Genomic DNA, 16,710 nt, shown 5'->3' with positions numbered 1-16,710 from the left:
CAGCGGGTCGCGCACCGCCCCGCGGACGCGGAGCAGCCCCCGGGGACGGATCCTCGGGGGCTGCCGCTCACTGCGGAAGGAGTCAGCTGGTGGCCATGGTGCCGAGCGTGACGTCGACCTCGAAGGTCTTGCCGCTGCGCACGTAGGTCAGCTTCACATCGGCGTTCGCGGCCTGCGCGCGCACCTGGGCGGTGAGGTCCGAGGCGCTCGTGATCGGCGTCCCGGCCACTCCGGTGACGATGTCGCCCGCGGCCAGGCCGGCGGCCTGCGCAGCACCGCCGCTGGTCACCTCCTGGATCTTCGCGCCGAGGACGTCCTGGGTGGAGTCCGAGACGCTCGCGCCGAGCAGGCCGTGCGTGGCGGAGCCGTTCGCGATGATCTCCTTCGCGACGCGCTCGGCGATGGCACTCGGGATCGCGAAGCCGACGCCGATGTTGCCGGACTGCCCGCTCGAGCTCGAGGACTGCCCCGCGCTCGCGATCGCCACGTTGACGCCGATCAGCTCGCCGTCGCTGTCGAGCAGCGCGCCGCCCGAGTTGCCGGGGTTGATCGCCGCGTCCGTCTGGATGACGGGCAGCGAGATGGTGCTCGTGGCCGGCGTCTGCTGGGTCTGGCCGGGGATGTCGAAGTTGAACGGGCTCTCGGTGCTGCCGCTCGAGCTGTCGCCCGAGTCGTCCGGGGCGGCGGAGGAGGCGACCTGGATGCTCCGGTTGAGCGCGCTCACGATGCCGTCGGTGACGGTGCCGGAGAGGCCCAGCGGCGCGCCGATCGCGACGGCGGTGTCGCCGACGTTGACCTCGGTCGAGTCGGCGAAGGTCATCGGGACCAGGTCGGTCGCGTCGGCCAGCTTGATCACGGCGAGATCGAGCGTGGGGTCGGTGCCGACGATGGTCGCGGTGAAGATGCGGCCGTCCTGCGTGGTCACGGTGACCGCGCCGTCCGAGATCTGGCCGTCGAGGGTGACGACGTGGGTGTTGGTGAGGACGTAGCCGTCCTTCGAGAGCACGATGCCCGAGCCGGTGCCGGACGAGGAGCTGCCGGCGACGGCGATCGTCACGACGCTCGGGGTGGCCTTCGCGGCGACGGCGGTCGCGGTGGTCGCGTCCTCGGCGTTGTTCACCGTGATCGTCTGCGAGCCGCTCGAGGAGACGACGCGCGTGCCGGCTCCGTTGGAGGCGGACCAGAGGCCGAAGACGCCGGCCCCGGCGACTCCGCCGACGACCGCGCCGATGGCGAGGGCCGCGACGACGCCGACACCGGCGCGGCGCTTGGTCGCGGTGGGCCCGACCGGGGGCTGGCCGCCGCCGAACGAGCCCTGCTCGCCGACGGGCGGCTGCTCGGTGCTCTGCACGGTGTGCGCGGCGGGAGGGGCGAACTGGCCGTAGCGCGGGGTCGGCGGGACCGGCTCTGCCTGGTTCCCCTCCGCCGAGTTCGACGTGTAGGACGGGAGGGGCTCGGTGGGCCCGGTGGACGACGACGGCGCTCCGGTGCCCAGGGGGGTGGTGGGCTGTCCGGGGGTGTGCTCGCCGGAGATGGGCTGGTTCGCCTCGTGGCGGCGATCCTCCGGCGTGCGGGGATCCTCCGGCTGACGAGGACCGTCGTGACTCTCGGTCATGGGTGGTGCTCCTTCCAAGCGGGGATAGCTTGACCAGGGAACCTGTGCGTTCCTTATGACGCGCCTGCGAGCGGCACGCCAAAGCGCGTGAGCCTGCGGGGGCGCGCCCTCAGCCGCCAGACTGGCGGGGTGAGCATCCCCGGATCCTGGACCCGCGCCGCCGCCGGCGCCGGCCTTCTCGGCCCGAGCGGCGAGGTCGCCGCCACCGTCTTCAGCGAGATGAGCGCCCTCGCCGCGCGGACCGGGGCGATCAACCTCGGCCAGGGCTTCCCGGACGAGGACGGCCCGCAGGAGGTGCTCGAGGCGGCGCGCACGGCGATCTCCGCGGGCCTCAACCAGTACCCGCCGGGGCCGGGCTTCCCGGTGCTCCGCGAGGCCGTCTCGGCGCACCAGCGGCGGTTCTACGGCCTCGCCGTCGACCCGGACGGCGAAGTGCTGGTCACCACCGGCGCCACTGAGGCGCTGGCGGCGACACTGCTCGCGCTCCTGGAGCCCGGCGACGAGGTCGTCACCTTCACTCCGCACTACGACGCCTACGGCGCGCTGATCGCCCTGGCCGGCGGCGTGCACCGCACGGTCCCGCTGCGGGGAACCGACTTCCACGTCGATCACGAGGAGCTGGCGGCCGCCGTCACCGACCGGACCCGGGTCATCCTCGTCAACGACCCGCACAACCCGACCGGCTCCGTGCTGCCCGCTGAGACCCGGGAGCTGATCGTGCGGCTCGCGCACCGGCACGACGCGCTGATCGTCACCGACGAGGTCTACGAGCACCTGCGCTTCGACGGCGGCCACGTGCCGATCGCGACGCTGCCCGGCGCCCGGGAGCGCACGCTCACCGTCTCCTCCGCGGGCAAGACCTTCAGCACCACCGGCTGGAAGATCGGCTGGATCACCGGGCCGCGCGCGCTGATCACCGCGGTGCTCGCGGTGAAGCAGTTCCTCACCTACGTCAGCGGGTCGCCGTTCCAGGGCGCGGTCGCCGTCGGCCTCGGGCTGCCCGACGCGTTCTTCACCGGCATCGCGGCGACCCTGGAGCGCAAGCGCGACGTGCTCTCCGCAGGACTCGCGGCGGCCGGCTTCACGGTGTCGCCGTCGGCGGGGTCGTACTTCGTCGTCGCGGACGCGGCTCCGCTCGGCTGGGACGACGGGGTCGCCTTCTGCCGGGCGCTGCCCGGGCTCGCCGGAGTGGTGGCGGTGCCGGTCTCGGCGTTCTGCAGCGCCGAGGACGCGGACGCCTACCGCTCGCTGGTGCGATTCGCGTTCTGCAAGCGCTTCGAGGTGCTGGACAGCGCGGCGGAGCGGCTAGCGGGACTCGCGCGCCGCGGCTGACCGGCGGCCGGCCCGGACGGGGCGGACCTCGAAGCGCCGCAGCGCGAGCGCGGGGTTCTTCTCCCGGGCCGCGGCGATGCGCTCCTGCGAGAGCCAGGCGACCGCGACGTCCTCGACCTCGCCGAGCGTGGCGATCTCGACACCCATCGGGTCGACGATCATGCTCGTCCCGACGCCGATCGGCGGGGTCTGGTCGGCGGCGACGAGGTAGATCGTGTTCTCCAGCGCGCGGGCGGTGACCAGGGTGCGCCAGTGCGCCTCCTTGAGCGGGCCGCGGACCCACTCGGCGGGGGCGGCGACCACGTCGGCGCCCGCGTCGACGAGCCAGCGGGTCACCTCCGGGAAGCGCAGGTCGTAGCAGGTCTGCAGGCCGACGACGAGGCCGCCCACCTCGAAGGTCTGCGGCACGCCGATCTCGCCGGGCGCGACCCAGTCGGACTCGGTCTGGCCGAAGGCGTCGTAGAGGTGCAGCTTGCGGTAGGTGGCGACGACCGCTCCCCCGGGCTCGACCGCGACGAGGGTGTTGGCGATCCGCTTCCCGTCGTCGACCGACTCGACCATGCCCGCGACGAGGTGGACGCCGAGCTCGCGGGCGATCTCGCCGAGCCCCTGGACGAACGGGCCGTCGAGCGCCTCGCCGGCCGCGACGAGCTCGGGGCCGAGCGGATCGACGAAGAAGGAGCTGTACTCGGGCAGGACCACGACGCTCGCGCCGCGCTGAGCGGCGACGCCGGCGAGGCGGCGGATCACCGCCAGGTTCGCCGCGCGGTCGTCGGTCGGAGCGAACTGCGCGACGGCGAAGCCGACGGCCGCCGCGCTCGCGGGCCGGGCGGCCTTGCGCGTGGAGGCTCTGCGCTGCGCCGCCATCAGCTCGGCGGGTAGAGGAAGAGCGGGACGCTCGAGGCCGGGATCGTCCGCGCGTGGTACGCGTGGTCGTTGCCCCAGTTGTACTCCTCGAGCGAGACGGTGCCATCGCCGTTCACGGACTGCACGTAGGCGACGTGGTTGCCGTTGAACCAGGCGACCGCGCCGGGGACGGGCGTCGTGCTGGTCTCCCAGCCGTGCGAGGCCCACTGGCCGGCCCAGGCGTAGGCGCTGCCGCCGCCCGGGGTCAGGTTGCCCCAGGTCCACTTGAACGGGGCGCCGGTGGAGCCCTGGTCGCGGTTCAGGCGCCAGGCGACGAAGTCGACGCACTCGCGGTAGTAGTAGCGCAGCGGCGAGAGCCCGCCGCCCTGGTCGTCGGTCAGCGCGTCGCGCCAGGGGTAGTCGTCGCCCTCCTCGCGGGGGGTGACGGAGCTGCTGGTGCCGCCCGAGCGGCTCGGGGAGGCGGCGGCCGAGGACGTGCCGGAGGCCTCCTCGGCTGCTGCGGCGGCGGCGGCAGCCGCGGCATCGGCGGCGGCCTTCTCCGCGGCGGCGGCCAGGGCGCGCGCCTGCGCGGCGGCCTCGTCGAGCTGCGCCTGCGTCGGGGCGGTGAAGGAGTCGCGGATGACCTGCTCCTGCACGGCGGTCGACGCGACCGTGAGCTTCTGGTTGCCGAGCGCCTGGATGCGGGCGGCGGCCTCGATCGCGGCCTGCGAGTCGGGCGCGGGGTCGAAGGAGTAGGCGGGCAGCGCCATCACGGCGACCATGCCGGCGATCGCGGCGGCCGCGACCGTGCTGACCGTCGTGCGGAGGACGCGACCGCGGCGGCGGCGGACGGGCGCCACCGTCGCGAGGACGGGTGTGCGCACCGCGACGGGGGCGACGGGCACCGGGCGGGTGCGGGGAGTCGGACGCTGAGCCTGTGCGGCGGATTCGGCGTCCCGCCGGCTCCGGCGGGTGAGGTGGATCCCCTCGCTCGGGGACCCGTCCCGGGTCGCTCCTGCGGTCTCGTCCACCTGTTCGTCGCTCACACCAGCACCCTTCGCATCCCGGACGAGGATAGCGTGCGCCCCGGCCCGACACACCGAGCGACTCGGGGCTCCCGCGGAGCGGGCCCCTCCCGCTGATCGAGTAGCCCGCGGAGCGGGCGTATCGAGATCCACCGGCGTCAGAGCGACGAGTCTGCAGACCCGCCCTGCTGGTGACGGTGGGTCTCGATACGCCCCTGCGGGGCTGCTCGACCAGCACGCAGGGCCTGGCCGCGGACAAACGGTCAGTGGAGCGGCGCTCCGTGTCGAGCAGCCCGCGGAGTGGGCCCCTCATGCTGATCGAGTAGCCCGCAGAGCAGGCGTATCGAGATCCACCCGTCACGGGGCGACATCGACCGCGCGACGTCGACGGGCCTACTAGCGCAGCTCCTTCTGCCAGCGGCGCAGGGCGCGGCTCAGCTGCTCGAACGTCATCGTGAGCACCGCCTCGGCGGCGCGCTCGTCGAGAACGCCGCGGGAGGCGGCGGGGAGCTTGCTCGCGGTGGCGCAGATCGCTTCTGCCGCCTCCCAGACGATCCGTGCCTCCGCAAGCAGGGTGCGGGTGAGCGGGAGGTGCTCCACCAGCAGCTCCCCCTGCTCGAGGCGACGCGCCACGTCCCGCTCCGAGAGGCCCGTCCGCGCTGCGAGCTCTGCACGTATCGAGCGCTCGAGGAGGTCGCGGGTCGTGCCGTGGGCCAGTGCGGGTGAGGCGAGGGCCCTGCGGTGCCCGGTGTGGAGCACCTCGACCGAGGCGAGCCGCAGCGCAGCGGCGGCACGGCCGTGGGCGGCGGCGCTCTCGAGATGGGCGCGCATGGAGGCTCGGAGTTCTTCTGCTGTCTGGTGCTCTGTCATACGAGCACTGAACCAGGCAGGACGACCATCGAGCCGGGGCCGAGGCTTCTCTTGGAGACGTCGGGTGCGAATCAGGGTCTGTGGAGGAGAGGGCGACCGCACCTTCAGCGATGGTGGGTCTCGATACTCCCTGCGGGCTACTCGACCAGCACGCAGTGGGGACGGGACTCCGGCGCTCTCAAATCGAGTAGCCCGCGGAGCGGGCCCACCATGCTGATCGAGTAGGCCGCGCAGCGGGCGTGTCGAGATCCACCGGCGTCAGAACGAGAGTCTGCAGACCCGCCCTGCTGGGGACGGTGGGTCTCGATACGCCCCTGCGGGGCTGCTCGACCAGCATGCTGACGGCGGAGTAGCGTCGCGCGCAGGACGCGGCGACGGCGCTGCGCGGACGGGAGTGCGGTCATGATCAGGAGCGAGCGGGCCTTCAGCGGGTTCAGCGTGCAGGACGTCGAGGCGGCGAGGGCGTTCTACGGCGACGTTCTCGGGCTGGAGGTGTCGGTCAACGCGATGGGGATCCTCGACATCGCCCTGCCCGGCGGCGGGAGCGCCATCGCCTATCCGAAGCCGAGCCACGTGCCGGCGGAGTTCACGATCCTCAACTTCGCCGTCGAGGACGTCGACGCGGCGGTCGCGGCGCTCAACGACTCCGGCGTCGTCACCAAGATCTACTCGGACAGCGAGATGCCGACGGATGAGAACGGCGTGATGCGCGGGCGGGGGCCGACGATCGCCTGGTTCCGCGACCCGTCCGGCAACGTGCTCAGCGTCATCGACGCGGCGTCCTGACCCGTGCACAGCCCGCGTTAACGACGAAAGCCGGCCGCTTCCGCGACCGGCTTTCCTCTTCTTGTTGCGGGGGCAGGATTTGAACCTACGACCTCTGGGTTATGAGCCCAGCGAGCTACCGAACTGCTCCACCCCGCGGCACAAGAAGAGACACTACACGGGGATCAGGAGCGATGCAAATCGAGTGGGCACCCGGAGCAGGCAGTGCCGTGCTCGGCGGCTCAGACGGGCTTCGTCGCCGTCCAGGCGACACCGTCGAGGGCGCTCGCGGCGACCTCGAGACCGGTCGCCCGGAGGGCCTCCGCGACGTCCTCGCCCGAGCGCTCCCAGGTGCGCACCGCCGGGTCGTCGACGCGCGGTCGCGCCTGCGCGCCGATCACCGCGGTCCCACCCGGTGCGACGAACCACTCGACGACACGCGCCCACTCCTCGAGGTCGGGGAGCCAGGCGACCGCGTCCAGGGTCGTCACGACGGCGTCGAAGGCGTCGGGCTCGGGCAGCATGTGCCGCAGCTCGTAGACGTTGGCGCAGACGAAGCGGGTCCGCTCGGCGAGACCGCGCTCGCGGGCGGCCTCGCGTGCCAGCCGGATCGCCGGCATCGAGAAGTCGACGCCGATGACGTCCTCGCCCCGCTCGGCGAGCGGGAGCGCGTCGCCCCCGGCGCCGCACTGCAGGTGCAGGACCCGCGCCCCGGCCGGCACCGCCGCCCCGAACGCCCGGAGGGGCGCGCCGTCACCGGCACGCCCCTCCCAGTACTCCCGGTTCGGATCGAGCCACTCCCCTGCGCGCAGGTGCTCGCCACGATCGACCTGGACCATCGGCCTACTGCTGCCCCTCGGCCGCCAGCGCCCGCTGGAGCGCCTCGGTGAGCTGCTCGTCCGCCGCCGCGAAGGCGGTCAGGTCGCCGGCCTTCAGGGCGGTCTCGCGGGCGGCGAGAGCCGTGCTCGCGTCGCTCAGAGCGGCCTGGAGCTCGGTCTGGTCGCCCGTCGGAGCCGTCCCGCCGGTGCCCGCGTCGCCGGTCCCGGTGTCGCCCGTGCCCGGATCCGCCGTGTCGGTCGGCGTCGGGGTCGGAGTGACCACCGTGCCGGTGTCACCGGCGTCCGCTCCCGAGTCGCCGCCGAAGAGGCTGTCGAGGGCGGCGTCGAGGGTGTCCTCGAAGGCGATGTCGTCACCGAAGGCGACGAGCACCTTCTGCAGGAGCGGGAAGCTCGTGTCGCCGTTCGAGCTGACGTAGATCGGCTGCACGTAGAGCAGACCGCCGCCGACGGGCAGGGTGAGCAGGTTACCCCGGGTCACTGTCGTGTCGCCGCGCTGGAGCAGTGCCAGCTGGTTCGCGACCGTCGGGTCGGTGTTGAACGCGTTCTGGACCTGACCCGGGCCGGGCACCGTGTCGTCGCTCGGCAGCTCGAGCAGCCGGAGCGTGCCGTAGCCGTCGGCCACCGCGCCCTCCGTGGAGCCCGCATCCGAGTCGGCGACGAGGTAGCCGGTGAGCACGTTGCGGCTCGCCGCGCTGCCGGGTGTGCTCGCCGGGATGTACGTGGAGTACAGCGAGTACGACGGCGTCTCGACGTCGGGCGTCTGGAGCGTCAGGTAGTACGGCGGCTGCAGCGTGTCCCCGCCGCCGACGGCGGCCGTGCTCGCTCCACCCGAGGTCGGGTCGTTCGGCGTGGACCAGGCGGCCTCGCGCGAGTAGAACGAGCCGGCGTCGGTCACGTGGTAGGTGCCGAGCACGGCGCGCTGCACCTTGAAGAGGTCCTCCGGGTAGCGGACGTGGCTGAGCAGGCCGGCCGACATCTCGCTGATCGGCTCGACGGTGCTCGGGAAGATCTTCTGCCAGGTCTGCAAGATCGGGTCTTCGGTGTCCCAGGCGTAGAGCGTCACGCTGCCGTCGTAGGCGTCGACCGTGGCCTTGACCGAGTTGCGGATGTAGTTGACGTCGTCGGTCGGGAACTGCTGCTGCGTGTTGGTGTCGGCGATGGCCTGCGACAGGCTCTGCACCTCCGAGTACGGGTAGTCCGCGGAGGTGGTGTAGCCGTCGACCACCCAGACGACGCGGCCGTCGACGACGGTCGGGTAGGCGTCCGAGTCGAGCGTCAGGTACGGGGCGACCTTCTGGACGCGCTGCACCGGGTCGCGGTCGTAGAGGATCTGCGACTGGTCGTTGACGCCGTCCGACAGGAAGATCTGCTCGGACTGGAACTTGATCGCGTAGACGAGCTTCTTGAAGACGTTGTCGAGCGAGGGGCCGCCGTTGCCGTCGAAGGTCGTGTAAGTCTGCTGCTCGCCCTCGGTGCCCGAGGGGTAGTCGAGCTCGATGTTGCGGTCGCCGTCGCCGCCGACGATCGAGTAGCCGGGCGAGTTCTCGCCGAAGTAGATCCGCGGCTCGTAGTCGCCGAGGTCACCGGTCGTCGGGACGCCGGACTCGATGAAGACCGGCTCGCCGTCGGACGAGCGCTGGTTGCCGTACGCGGCGACCAGGCCGTAGCCGTGGGTGTAGACGAGGGTCTGGTTGTACCAGGTCTGGTTGGTGCCGAGGCCGTTGAGGTTCAGCTCGCGGACGCCGACGACGGCGTCCTGCGTCGAGCCGTCGATCGAGTAGCGGTCGACGTCGAGCGCGTTCTGCTGGTCGCCGAAGGAGTAGTACTGGCGGAACTGCTGCAGCTGCGAGAACGCGTCGGTCACGACGGCGGGGTCGAGGATGCGGATGTTCGCCGTGGTCTCCGCGTCGGAGCGCAGGGCGCCCGGCTCGGCGTCGGTGGTCGCGTCGTACGGGATGACCTCGACGTCGGAGACGCCGTAGGCCTGCCGCGTCATGTCGATGTTGTCCTGGATGTACGTCGACTCGAGCGTGCGCTCGTTCGGCTCGACCTGGAACTTCTGGACGACCCACGGGTAGAGCGACCCGACGAGCAGGCTCGCGACGATGAGGAGCGCGGTGCCGATGACGGGCAGGCGCCAGCGGCCGATGAAGGCCGTGATGATGAAGAGGACGGCGATCAGCGCGGAGATGGCGGCGAGGATCTGCAGGCCGGGGATCGTCGCGTTCACGGAGGCGTAGGTCGCGCCGGTGATCCGGGTGCCCTGGCGGCTGAGGGTCGCGTACTGGTCGAGCCAGAGGCTGACCGCCTGCACGAGCAGGTAGAGCGCCGCGATGATCGCGAGCTGGATGCGCGAGGACTTCGAGATGCGGATCTCGCGGCCGTTGATCCGGATCGCGCCGTAGAGGTAGCCGGTGGCGAGAGTGGCGAGCGCCGAGATGATGAGCACGGCCGAGGCGAAGCCGACGATGCTCTGGTAGAAGGGCAGCTCGAAGAGGTAGAACGACGTGTCGAGGCCGAACAGCGGATCGACGTCGCCCGAGGGCGTGCGGTTCCAGAAGGTCAGGCTCGTCTGCCACCGGGTGGAGGAGGAGACGCCGGCGAAGAGGCCGAGGACCGCCGGGATGCCGAAGGTGGCCAGGCGCCGGAGCGGCTCGACGACCTGCTGGTAGCGGTCGATCTGCGAGTTGAGCTTCGCGTAGACCGGGCGCAGCCGGTAGGCGAGCGTCAGGCTCACGAACACGGGGACGGCCATCGCGACGAAGCCGATGACGAAGAGCCCGCCCGCGGCGAACCACTGCGTCGTGAGCACCGAGAGGAACCCGAGCTGGTCGTACCAGAGGATGTCGGTGTAGAGACCGGCGAAGACGAAGAACGCCACCACCAGCACGGCGACCACCACGACCGTGACGGCGAGAACGCTCCGTCTCTTGCGTGGCGGGGCTTCGGTTGCTGCAGAACTCACGGATAAGCCTCTTGATGTGGAGATGTGACGGGAGGCTCCCCATGGTAGGCGACGACCAGCGAGGGGACCTGAGCGTCGCCCTCAGGGAGCGGCCCCGCCGCTCCGCCCTGAGCGGACAGGGCGGCTCGGGCCGGCGGTGGATCTCGATGGCCCGCTGCGCGGGCTACTCGATCAGCATGCCGCGGTCGTTCGGCGACTCGGTGGCCGCACTTGCTGGTCGAGTAGCCCCGCAGGGGCGTATCGAGACCCGCCGCCGTCAGTTGATGGGGGTCGCGCCGTCGCAGGTCGGCAGGGCGTCGGTGTCGCCCGCGGCGACGCCCTTCAGGGCGGCGAGGGAGTCGTCGAGGGTGGCGACGCTGAAGACCTGGAGGCCGTCGGGCACGTGGCCGACGACCTCGTTGCAGTTGTCGGCGGGCGCGAGGAAGTACTGCGCGCCCGCGTCGACCGCGCCGAACATCTTCTGCCGGATGCCGCCGATCGCGCCGACCTCGCCCGCGGCGTCGATGGTGCCGGTTCCGGCGACGGAGGCGCCGCCGTTCAGCGCGCCCTCGGTGAGCTTGTCGATGATCCCGAGCGCGAACATCATCCCGGCGCTCGGCCCGCCGACGTCGTCCAGCTGGATGTCGACCTCGAACGGGAAGTCGAATGCCGCTCCGGCGACGATGCCGATCACGGCCGCTCCGTCGTTGTCGACCGGGGTGACCTGCACGTCCTGCTCGGCCCCGTCCCGCTCGACGGTGAGGGTGACCGGCTGCTGGGTGCCCGAGGCCTGGACGGCGGCGCGGAGCGCGGTCACATCGGCGACCGGCTCCCCCGCGACGGCGACGATCTCGTCGCCGGTCTCGAGCGCGCCGGCGGCGGGAGAGTCGTCCGGGATCTGCACGACCGAGACGCGCTGCCCGATCGGGTAGCCGAGCTCGGTCAGCGCCGCGGCGATCGCCTCCTGCTGCGAGTCGGTCATCTCGGCCTGGTTCGCCTGGTCCCGCTCCTCGACCGTGGAGGACGGCGGGAAGATCTGCGCGACGGGCACGACGGCCTTGGTGCGGTCGAACCAGGCGCTCGCGACCTCGATCCAGGTCGGCAGGCTCTGCGGGTTGCCGACGACCGAGACGGTCAGCATGTCGAGAGTGCCCTCGGTGGGATAGGTCGTCTCGTCCGGGATGGAGATCAGCGGCACGTCCTCACCGCTCGTGCCGAGGGTGTCGAAGACGGGGCCCGGCTGCTCGATCACGTAGGGGGCGGGGGTGACGCCGAGCCCGACGACGAGCGCGACGCCGGAGAAGAGGACCGCGGGCCCGACCCAGGCGCGCCGGCCGCGCGAGGAGGAGGGGCGCGGGTCGACGGAGAACAGCAAACGGGGGCCTCTCTGGGGACGTGCGGGGCGGCGGCGCCGGCGTGTTCGCGGCGGGCGGAAGCGGGTCGGGGCCGGGCGGTCGACTTCACGTCGTGGCTCCGGACGCTCGGGCTAACGTAGCTTGCACGACTGGGAGTCGTGTCACGATCCGTCGCCCGAACCGGGTGTGCAGAGGCCGGCTCCGTGCGATGAGAGAGGGCTCCCCGAATGGCCGAAGGCGACAACGCGGACCGACCGGGCGGCGGCTCGGAGGACGAGTTCCGCGACATGCTCCGGCAGTTCCTCTCGGGGAACGGCCCGATCGACCCGAGCCAGCTCGCGGGCGCCGCGGGTCTGCCGAACGATCCGGTCGCGCTGCAGAACCTGCTCTCGCAGCTGCAGAGCGCGATGCAGCAGTCGGGCGGCGGGATCAACTGGTCGCTCGCGCTCGAGCAGGCGAAGCAGCTGGCGCGCGCCGAGTCGGTCCCGGTGACCGACGCCGTGCGTGCCCCGCTCGACGGCGCCTTCGGCGTCGCGGCGCTCTGGCTCGACGAGGTCGCGTACGTCTCCGAACTGAGCCGTCCGCCGCGCACCATCAGCCGGCTCGAGTGGATCTCGCTCACGATGCCGGTCTGGACGCAGCTCGCCGAGCCGGTCGCCCTCAGCATCTCCGACGCGCTCACCGGCGTCATGCGCGACCAGGCGCCCGAGGAGATGAAGGCGATGATCGCCGGCGCCGAGGACATGATGCGCGGCATCGGCGGCACTCTCTTCGCCCTCCAGCTCGGCCAGGTGGTCGGCCAGCTGGCCGCCGAGGTCGTCTCCGGCGGCGACATCGGCATCCCGCTGCTCGAGGAGAACGACGCGGCGATCCTGCCGCAGAACGTCGCCACGTTCGGCGAGGGCCTCGACATACCGATCGACCAGGTGCAGATCTACCTCGCGGTGCGCGAGCTCGCCCACGCGCGGCTCTTCCGGCACGGCAAGTGGGTCCGGCTCGCCCTGATCTCGCAGATCACCGACTTCGCCCGGGGCATCACGATCGACACCACCCGCCTCGAGGAGCTGGCCGAGAACTTCGACCCGTCCAACCCCGAGGAGCTGCGCGACGCGATGACCTCCGGCGCGCTGATCCCGCCGAAGACCGAGGAGCAGCTCGCGGCGCACGGCCGCCTCGAGACGATGCTCGCCCTGATCGAGGGCTGGGTGGACGTGGTCACCGCCGCGGCGACCACCCGCCTGCCCAGCGCCGGTGCGATCGCCGAGACCGTCCGCCGCCGTCGCGCGTCCGGCGGGCCCGCCGAGTCGGCCTTCGCCACGCTCGTCGGCCTGGAGTTGCGGCCGCGCCGCCTCCGCGAGGCCGCCGCGATGTGGCAGGCCGTCACCGACGCGGTCGGTCCCGAGGCGCGCGACGCGCTCTGGTCGCACCCCGACGTGCTGCCCGGCTCGGACGACCTCGACGACCCGACAGCCCTCGTCGCGCGACTGAGCGCCGAGGCCCGCGGCGAGACCCCGGAGCCCGACGAGATGGACCGCGCGCTCGAGGAGCTGCTGAACGGGTCGACGCCCGCGGCGCCGGCGGGCGAGCAGCCCGAGGCCGGCACCGACGGCGGCCGTCCGGACGACGACGGCACCGCTCCCACCGGCGACCGACCGGTCTGATCCTCGCGCGGGAGGGGTCCACGACCTGTGGACAACTCCCGCGCCGCCCGGCCGCTCTCGGCCATGATCTCCCGATGGTCCTCCGGCTCGATCCCCGCTTCCCCCTCGTCTGGCGCTCCGCGACCGCGATGCAGGTCGGACTCGACCACCCGCGGGTCGTGCTGGAGGGCGTCGGCTACGCCGAGGAGCTGCTGGTGCACGCGCTGCGGGTGGGCACCAGCGCGGGCACGGCGCGGCTGATCGCGACGCGCGCCGGCGCCTCGGACGCGCGCGTCGACGAGCTGCTCGCCACGCTGCGCCCGGTGCTGCTGCGGAGCATCGACCCGGATCCGCCCGCGCCGCCGCGGGTGGTCGTCGAGGGCGTCGGCTCGGCGGCCGACGCCCTGCGCAGCCTGCTCCGCGGCGAGGGCTGCGAGCTGGTCGGCGAGGATGCGGTGCCCGCTCTCGCGGTGCTCGTCGCCGACTACGCCGTCGCTCCGGCGCGCGCCGCGCACTGGCTCTCGAGCGACGTGCCGCATCTGGCCGTGGTCTTCGGCGACGAGGCGGTCCGCATCGGCCCCCTCGTCGAGCCGGGCGGCGGGCCCTGCCTGCACTGCGCCTACCGCGACCGGATCGACCTCGACCCGGAGTGGCCGCGGCTGGTGATCCAGGTCCTCGGCACCACCGCATCGACGCGCACCGCCCTCTCCAGTGCCGCGATCGCGGTCGCGGCGGCCGACGCGGCGCTCCGGCGGCTGCACGCCGGCTGGACCGGGCTGCGCAGTGTCGAGCGCACCTACTCCGACGCCTCCGGTGCATTCAGCGAGCGGCGGCTGGAGCCGCACCGCGGGTGCGCGTGCCGATCTCTGCAAGGAAGCGCGACGGCTCCCGCCGCGTGACCCGGCCCACGGTGGACTGGGACCAGGAGAGCCGCAGCCGCTGACGCGCGCGGGTGATGCCGACGTAGAGCAGCCGGCGCTCCTCGTCGATCGCCTCGAGGCCGCTCGCGTAGGAGATCGGCAGCAGGCCCTCGGTCAGGCCCATCAGGTGCACCGACTCCCACTCGAGTCCCTTGGCAGAGTGGAAGGTCGCGAGCGTGACGGCCGCGCGGTCCGGCTCGTGATGCACCTGCTGGCGGGCGAGGAGGTCGTCGGTGAACTGCTTGAACGTCCAGCCGGCGGGCGCCTCGTCGACCAGCCGGGCGAGGGTGTCCAGCGACTCCCAGCGCTCGCGCACGGCGCCCGGTGCCGACGGCGGCTCGGCGCTCCACCCGAGCGAGCGGAGGACGTCGCTGACCGACTTGAACAGCGGCTCGCCCGAGATGGAGACCGAGGCCGCGCGCAGCTGCATCACCGCCTGCTTCACCTCCGGCAGGTCGAAGAAGCGCTTGCCGCCGCGCAGGTGCGCCGCGACGCCGCGCTCGTGCAGCGCGCGCTCGAGGATCGCCGACTGCGAGTTGGTGCGGAAGAGGATCGCGATGGCGGAGGGGCGCACGCCCGCCTCGATGTCGGCGGCGACGCGGGCCGCCACTCCCCTGGCCTCCGCGACGTCGTCGGGGTAGGCGTCGATCGCCGGCTCCGGGCTCTCGGCGGCGGCGGGGGCACTCGCGACGGAGTGCAGCACGAGGGCGCCGGGCCGGCCGCGCATCAGCCGGTTCGCGGTCTGCACGATCGGCGGTGCCGAGCGGTAGTTCTCCTCGAGGCGGACGACCGTCGCGGCCGGCCAGCGCGAGCCGAAGTCGAGCAGGTAGTCGGCGCGGGCGCCGGCGAAGGAGTAGATGGTCTGGCTCGCGTCGCCGACCACGCAGAGGTCGCTGCGGTCACCGAGCCAGAGCTCGAGCAGCCGCTGCTGGAGCGGGTTCACGTCCTGGTACTCGTCGACGACGAAGAAGCGGTACTGCTCCCGGACCTGCATCGCCATCGCCGGCTCGGACTCGAGCATCCCCGCGGTGACCAGGAGGACGTCCTCGAAGTCGATCTGCCGGCGCTGGTCCTTCAGCCCCTCGTACTCGTCGACCATCGCGACGGTCTGCTCGAGGGTGAGCCGTCCGGGCAGCGCACGGGTCCGCGCGGCCACCGCGTACTGCTCGAGCGAGAGGGCGGACACCTTCCGCCACTCGATCTCGGCGGAGAGGTCGCGCAGGGTCGCGGTGTCCAGCTTCAGCCGGAGCCGCTCCGCCGCGTGGCCGAGCAGCCGCGCCTTGCCGTCGAGCAGCTGCGGCATCGTGCCGCCTACCAGCTGCGGCCAGAAGAAGCCGAGCTGCGAGAGCGCGGCGGCGTGGAACGTCCGGGCCATGACGCCGCCCGCCCCCAGGACGCGGAGCCGGGAGCGCAGCTCGGCGGCGGAGCGGCTGGTGAAGGTCAGCGCCATCACGCGGGCCGGCGTGTAGACGCCGGTCGCGACGCCGTGCGCGATCCGATGGGTGATGGTCCGCGTCTTGCCGGTGCCCGCGCCGGCCAGGACGCAGACCGGGCCGAGCAGCGCCTCCGCCGCCTCGCGCTGCCCCTCGTCGAGTCCGTCGAGCAGGGTCACGCGACGATGGGGCCGTTCTCGAGCGCTCCCCCGTACCAGTCCTCGATCATCGCGCGGGCGATCGACGAGCGGCCGGGCAGCAGCACCGACTCGAGCGAGTCGTGCAGCTGCTGGCGGGTGAACCAGCGCAGCGCGACGATCTCCTCGCCGTCCGGGAGCAGATCGGCGGGGGCCTGGTCCTCGGCGAGGCGGGCGGTGAAGCCGATCATCAGCGAGGCGGGGAACGGCCAGGGCTGCGAGCCGAGGTACTGCGGGTCGACGACGCGCATCCCGGACTCCTCGAAGATCTCGCGGACGACCGCCGCCTCGAGCGACTCCCCCGGCTCGACGAAGCCGGCCAGCAGCGAGAAGCGGCCGGTGCCCCACATCGCGTTCGAGCCGAGCAGCAGGCGGTCGTCGGCGTCGAGGACGCAGACGATGATCGCCGGGTCGGTGCGCGGGAAGACCTGGCTGCCGTCGGCGGGCGAGCGGCGGACCCAGCCGCCCTGCTCGATCACGGTGGCCTCGCCGTTGCGCGGCGAGAAGCCGTGCGAAGCGTGCCAGTTGACCATCGCGAGCGCCTCGGTGAACAGGCCGGCGTCGCGGTCGCTGAGGTGCTCGGCCAAGGTGCGCAGGGCGCCCCAGGCGGCGTCGTCGGGCTCGAGGGCGCTCGCCTGCTCGTCCGTGAGCACGGCGGCGACGACGGGAGTGCCGGCGGGCTCGCCCTCGGCGTCGACGGTGGTGCGACCGAGGTAGAGGCGGAGGGCGCCGGCCGGCACATCGGCCGCGGGGCGCAGGGCGAGGCGCTCGCCGTCGACCAGGGCGCGGTCGCCGCGGAGCAGCACGACCCGGGTGGCCGCGTCGGCGTCGAGCTCGTCGAAGAGCTCGGGACGCGCGCGGGCGAGGTAGTCCCGGTCGACCGCCTGACGGGCGAGCGGGAGGCGGTCGGAGAAGGACGGGATCATGCG

13 protein-coding genes and 1 tRNA gene are annotated in these 16,710 nt (G+C 72.7%); 4 read left to right on the top strand and 10 right to left on the bottom strand.

What is annotated here, in order from left to right; genetic code table 11:
• Nucleotides 1-82 precede the first annotated feature (82 nt).
• A complete protein-coding gene (locus MT355_RS03540) occupies nt 83-1,615 on the bottom strand; it encodes a S1C family serine protease (RefSeq protein ID WP_243598547.1) in 1,533 nt (510 codons plus the stop codon).
• 129 nt (nt 1,616-1,744) lie between these two features.
• Between MT355_RS03540 and MT355_RS03535 the strand changes: the two genes are divergently transcribed.
• Nucleotides 1,745-2,947, top strand: a complete 1,203-nt coding sequence (locus MT355_RS03535) for a pyridoxal phosphate-dependent aminotransferase (RefSeq protein WP_243598546.1) — start codon at nt 1,745-1,747, stop codon at nt 2,945-2,947.
• Here the strand turns inward: MT355_RS03535 and MT355_RS03530 are convergent.
• The 3 genes from MT355_RS03530 to MT355_RS03520 form a co-directional block, all read right to left on the bottom strand.
• On the bottom strand, nt 2,921-3,814 hold the full coding sequence (locus MT355_RS03530) for a carbon-nitrogen hydrolase family protein (RefSeq protein WP_243598545.1): 894 nt from the start codon (nt 3,812-3,814) through the stop codon (nt 2,921-2,923). The two genes, MT355_RS03535 and MT355_RS03530, sit on opposite strands and share 27 nt — an antisense overlap.
• A complete protein-coding gene (locus MT355_RS03525) occupies nt 3,814-4,839 on the bottom strand; it encodes a CHAP domain-containing protein (protein WP_243598544.1) in 1,026 nt (341 codons plus the stop codon). Before MT355_RS03525 ends, MT355_RS03530 begins: the two co-directional genes overlap by 1 nt.
• A 375-nt stretch (nt 4,840-5,214) precedes the next feature.
• Nucleotides 5,215-5,649: a hypothetical protein gene (locus MT355_RS03520; RefSeq protein ID WP_243598543.1), complete on the bottom strand. Its 435-nt coding sequence runs from the start codon at nt 5,647-5,649 to the stop codon at nt 5,215-5,217.
• A 441-nt stretch (nt 5,650-6,090) separates the two neighbouring features.
• On the opposite strand from MT355_RS03520, the gene MT355_RS03515 reads away from it, so the two are divergent.
• Nucleotides 6,091-6,474 (top strand): VOC family protein, encoded by a 384-nt coding sequence (locus tag MT355_RS03515; RefSeq protein WP_243583063.1) that lies wholly within the window; start codon nt 6,091-6,093, stop codon nt 6,472-6,474.
• 64 nt (nt 6,475-6,538) lie between these two features.
• Here the strand turns inward: MT355_RS03515 and MT355_RS03510 are convergent.
• The 4 genes from MT355_RS03510 to MT355_RS03495 form a co-directional block, all read right to left on the bottom strand.
• Nucleotides 6,539-6,612 (bottom strand) — tRNA-Met (locus MT355_RS03510).
• 83 nt (nt 6,613-6,695) lie between these two features.
• The gene (locus MT355_RS03505) at nt 6,696-7,292 is read right to left on the bottom strand and encodes a bifunctional 2-polyprenyl-6-hydroxyphenol methylase/3-demethylubiquinol 3-O-methyltransferase UbiG (RefSeq protein WP_243598542.1); all 597 of its coding nucleotides are present in this window, start codon (nt 7,290-7,292) and stop codon (nt 6,696-6,698) included.
• Nucleotides 7,293-7,296: 4 nt separating this feature from the next.
• Entirely contained in the window at nt 7,297-10,257 is a 2,961-nt protein-coding gene (locus tag MT355_RS03500) for a UPF0182 family protein (RefSeq protein ID WP_243598541.1), read from the bottom strand.
• Between the two features lie 256 nt (nt 10,258-10,513).
• Entirely contained in the window at nt 10,514-11,611 is a 1,098-nt protein-coding gene (locus MT355_RS03495; RefSeq protein WP_243598540.1) for a PDZ domain-containing protein, read from the bottom strand.
• Between the two features lie 207 nt (nt 11,612-11,818).
• On the opposite strand from MT355_RS03495, the gene MT355_RS03490 reads away from it, so the two are divergent.
• Both MT355_RS03490 and MT355_RS03485 read left to right on the top strand, forming a co-directional pair.
• Nucleotides 11,819-13,252 (top strand): zinc-dependent metalloprotease, encoded by a 1,434-nt coding sequence (locus MT355_RS03490; protein WP_243598539.1) that lies wholly within the window; start codon nt 11,819-11,821, stop codon nt 13,250-13,252.
• Nucleotides 13,253-13,326: 74 nt separating this feature from the next.
• Complete coding sequence (locus MT355_RS03485; protein WP_243598538.1) at nt 13,327-14,130, top strand: hypothetical protein; 804 nt, start codon at nt 13,327-13,329, stop codon at nt 14,128-14,130.
• Here MT355_RS03485 and MT355_RS03480 read toward each other — a convergent pair.
• Both MT355_RS03480 and nudC read right to left on the bottom strand, forming a co-directional pair.
• Entirely contained in the window at nt 14,051-15,763 is a 1,713-nt protein-coding gene (locus MT355_RS03480) for an ATP-dependent helicase (protein ID WP_123447581.1), read from the bottom strand. The two genes, MT355_RS03485 and MT355_RS03480, sit on opposite strands and share 80 nt — an antisense overlap.
• Complete coding sequence (gene nudC, locus MT355_RS03475) at nt 15,760-16,707, bottom strand: NAD(+) diphosphatase (RefSeq protein ID WP_123705101.1); 948 nt, start codon at nt 16,705-16,707, stop codon at nt 15,760-15,762. Before nudC ends, MT355_RS03480 begins: the two co-directional genes overlap by 4 nt.
• Nucleotides 16,708-16,710 lie beyond the last annotated feature (3 nt).

It is taken from the genome of Rathayibacter sp. VKM Ac-2929 (genome assembly GCF_022815495.1).
Taxonomy (GTDB): Bacteria; Actinomycetota; Actinomycetes; order Actinomycetales; family Microbacteriaceae; genus Rathayibacter; species Rathayibacter festucae.
The sequence above is the reverse complement of the archived record's forward strand: the minus strand, read 5'-3'. Positions and strand labels throughout refer to the sequence as shown.

Excerpts from the sequence above, each read along its gene's own strand:
- nudC (WP_123705101.1), bottom strand. The coding sequence starts at position 16,707 with ATGATCCCGTCCTTCTCCGACCGCCTCCCGCTCGCCCGTCAGGCGGTC.
- MT355_RS03520 (WP_243598543.1), bottom strand. The coding sequence starts at position 5,649 with ATGCGCGCCCATCTCGAGAGCGCCGCCGCCCACGGCCGTGCCGCCGCT.
- MT355_RS03540 (WP_243598547.1), bottom strand. The coding sequence starts at position 1,615 with ATGACCGAGAGTCACGACGGTCCTCGTCAGCCGGAGGATCCCCGCACG.
- MT355_RS03530 (WP_243598545.1), bottom strand. The coding sequence starts at position 3,814 with ATGGCGGCGCAGCGCAGAGCCTCCACGCGCAAGGCCGCCCGGCCCGCG.
- MT355_RS03515 (WP_243583063.1), top strand. The coding sequence starts at position 6,091 with ATGATCAGGAGCGAGCGGGCCTTCAGCGGGTTCAGCGTGCAGGACGTC.
- MT355_RS03490 (WP_243598539.1), top strand. The coding sequence starts at position 11,819 with ATGGCCGAAGGCGACAACGCGGACCGACCGGGCGGCGGCTCGGAGGAC.
- MT355_RS03485 (WP_243598538.1), top strand. The coding sequence starts at position 13,327 with ATGGTCCTCCGGCTCGATCCCCGCTTCCCCCTCGTCTGGCGCTCCGCG.
- MT355_RS03505 (WP_243598542.1), bottom strand. The coding sequence starts at position 7,292 with ATGGTCCAGGTCGATCGTGGCGAGCACCTGCGCGCAGGGGAGTGGCTC.